The 3,093-nt window shown below is 66.7% G+C and carries 1 protein-coding gene and 2 pseudogenes; all 3 read left to right on the top strand.

All coding sequences use genetic code 11. The features are described 5' to 3' along the window. Positions 1-579, top strand: a pseudogene (locus BKN37_RS26645) (transglycosylase family protein); the annotation flags it as partial. Between the two features lie 131 nt (positions 580-710). After that, positions 711-1,526, top strand: a pseudogene (locus tag BKN37_RS26640) (transposase); the annotation flags it as partial. Between the two features lie 150 nt (positions 1,527-1,676). Next, positions 1,677-2,912 (top strand): IS256 family transposase, encoded by a 1,236-nt coding sequence (locus BKN37_RS26635; RefSeq protein WP_071030256.1) that lies wholly within the window; start codon positions 1,677-1,679, stop codon positions 2,910-2,912. Positions 2,913-3,093: the final 181 nt, after the last annotated feature.

The raw sequence follows: 3,093 nt of genomic DNA, 5'->3' as shown, positions 1-3,093 counted from the left end.
GCGCTGGACAACCCGATGCCGCCCGAGGACCTGCCGCCCGCTCCCGAAGACCTGCCGCCGGCGCCGGAGGATCTGCCGCCGGCCCCCGAGGACCTGGCCCCCGCGCCCGAAGACCTGCCTCCCGCGCCCGAGGACCTGCCGCCCGTCGTTGAGGCGCCGCCCGCCGAGGGCCCGGCCATTGTCGAGACGGACTGGACGTACGACGAGTCCGACGGTGCCGCGCGGTCGGACACCCGGCAGTGGGCGCTGCACACCGTGCCGCAGGCCCCGGCGCTGACCGATCCGGCGCTGCCGGCGCCCCCCATTGACCCGGCTGCGGCGGGCGGACCCGCCCTGGCCGCGGTGCCGGCGCCGGTGTTCGATGTCGCCAACCAGGTGATGTCCGGTGAGACGCCCGCCGGGCTGCCGGGCGGGATGCAGATGCCCGACCCGAACAGCCTGCCCGTCGACCCGACCGGCGCGCGCCCGGATCTCGGCTACGTCGCGCAGTTGTGGCAGGCCATCCAGTCGCAGAACGTGGCCGGCAACGACGCGTTGACCAACTTCGCCCAGCAGCCGCCGGTCGCGCCGGCACAGTAACCGGCCGGGCTCCGCCGCCCTCTCGCGACGAGTGTGCACGTACGGCGAGAAAACGGGCTGTTGCGAAATCGGTCGTGTGTGGTGGGCATGTCGTGTCTGGTTGGGGGTCGCTGGTCGATGAAGATCGGTTGGTGGCTAAGGGATATCGTCCGGTGGATCGTGATCAGCAGTTTTTGATGCCGGAGAGCATGGCTGATTGGCTGCCGGAGTCGGATCCGGTGTGGCTGGTGATCAGCGCGGTCGCTGGCTTGGATACGTCGGGGCTGCATGGGATGCGGCGGACCGGTGGGGCGGGGCGGGCCGGTTATGACCCGGACATGTTGTTGACGCTGCTGATCTGGGCGTGGGCCCACGGGGTGCGTTCGTCGCGGGTTATCGAGCGACGGTGTGAGCGTGATGTGGCGTTTCGGATCATCTGTGCTGGTGATGCGCCTGATCATGTGACGATCTCGCGGTTTCGTGCTGCGGCGGCCGCGGTGTGTGAGGACTTGTTCGCCCAGGTGTTGGCGTTGTGCGCGCGGCTGGGCATGGGCCGGGTGGGGGTGGTGGCCATCGATTCGGTCAAGATCGCCTCGAACGCGTCGCTGGCGGCCAACCGTTGCGAAGACGGGTTACGCAAAGCCGCCGCCGAGCAGGCCGGCATCGACCAAGCCAAGGCACGCGAGTTGGCTGCGGCCGCCGCGGCCGAGCATGCGGCCACCGATGCCGCCGAAGACCAGTTGTATGGCCCCGACAGTCGCGGCGATGAGCTGCCCGAGGACCTGGTGGATCCCAGTTCACGGGCCCGCCGGATCAAGGAGGCACTCGAGCAGTTGCAGGCCGATACTGCCGCCGGGGGTGCGGATCGGGAGGCGGTGGCGGCGCGCAAGCGTGCGCGTGCCGCGCAGCGGCAGGCCAAACGGGAGGCCCTGATCGCCGACTACCGCGCTGCGCGGCAGGCGGGCGGGTTGTTGCCGCTGGGCACCCCGGGGCGTGTCATTCCATCTGTGTAAGTCCGGGGTGGTCCATCATCGGACCGCCATTTGGGCGGGCAGAAGGAGTGATTTGTGGGCAAGGCCACGCAGTCGGCCGGTCAGGAGGAGTCGGCGGCTCGGCGGTTGGCGGAGACGTTTACCGCCGAGACGCTGGATTCGTTGATCAAGGATGCGGTTAAGACCGGGACGCCGATCGATGGCGCGGACGGTTTGCTCAATCAGTTGACCAAGGCCGTGTTGGAGCGGGCGTTGGATTCGGAGCTGACCCACCATCTGGGCTATGAGGTCGGTGATCCGGCTGGCCGCGGCTCGGGCAATTCGCGCAACGGGTCGTCGCCGAAAACGGTGACCACGGTCAACGGCCCGGTCGATATCCGGGTGCCCCGGGACCGTAACGGCTCGTTTGAGCCGGCGATCGTGCCCAAAAAGACCCGCCGGCTGGGCAACATCAACTCGGTGGTGTTGTCGTTGTATTCACGCGGGATGACCACCCGCGATATCGAAGCCCACCTCCAAGAGGTGTACGGGGCCAGCGTGTCGCGCGAGTTGATCTCCAACATCACCGAGGTCGTGGTCGATGAGATCAAGGCCTGGCAGGCCCGCCCGCTCGACGAGGTCTATCCGATCCTCTACATCGACGGTTTGCGGTTACGCATCAAGGACAACGGCGTGGTCACCACCAAGGTGGCCTATTTGGCCATCGGGGTCGACCTCGACGGGCGCAAACACGCCCTGGGGGTCTGGATCCAGGACTCCGAGGGCGCGAAGTTTTGGCAAAAGGTCGTCATCGACCTGCGCAACCGCGGGGTCCGCGACATCTTGATCGCCTGCTGTGACGGGTTGACCGGCCTGCCCGATGCGATCCGCTCGATTTTCCCCGACACCGTGGTGCAAACGTGTGTGGTGCACGTGATCCGCAACGCGATGCGGTTCGTGTCCTACAAGGACCGCCGCAAGGTCGTCACCTTCATGCGGGCCATCTACGGCGCGCCGACCGTGGAGGCCGCTGAGCTGGCCCTTAAGGACTTCGAGGTCGCCTACGGGGCCCGGTACCCCGGCGCGATCGACGTGTGGCGCCACGCCTGGAGCGAGTTCGTGCCGTTCTTGGACTACCCGGTCGAGCTGCGCAAGATCGTCTACACCACCAACGCGATCGAATCGATCAACTTCCAGCTGCGCAAGATCACCAAAAACCGCGGCCATTTCCCCGATAAGGACTCCGCGATGAAGTTGCTGTATCTGGGGCTGCGCAATATCTCCAGCGAAAGGGGAGGATTTTCCGGGACCGGAACCTACAACTGGACTGTGGCGCTGAACACATTATCGAGACTATTCCCAGGGCGAATCCCCTTGTGCTAGCGTGATATTCGTCGTCAAGTCACCTCTGACTTACACAAAATTCGTGACAGGCTCGCACCCCGCCGGCCGAGCTGCGCATCGAAGCGCTCACCCACACTCTGGAGCGCCGTAAAGCCGCCGCGCAGGCCACGATCGACGCTTTTTGGGCCCGGCCCTACCGGGGTGGGCATGTGCCCGGGCC

The sequence above is a fragment of the Mycobacterium talmoniae genome (assembly GCF_001854525.1).
Lineage (GTDB): Bacteria > Actinomycetota > Actinomycetes > Mycobacteriales > Mycobacteriaceae > Mycobacterium > Mycobacterium talmoniae.
Note: the sequence above shows the minus strand (reverse complement) of the source record. Positions and strands in the feature narration are given on the sequence as shown.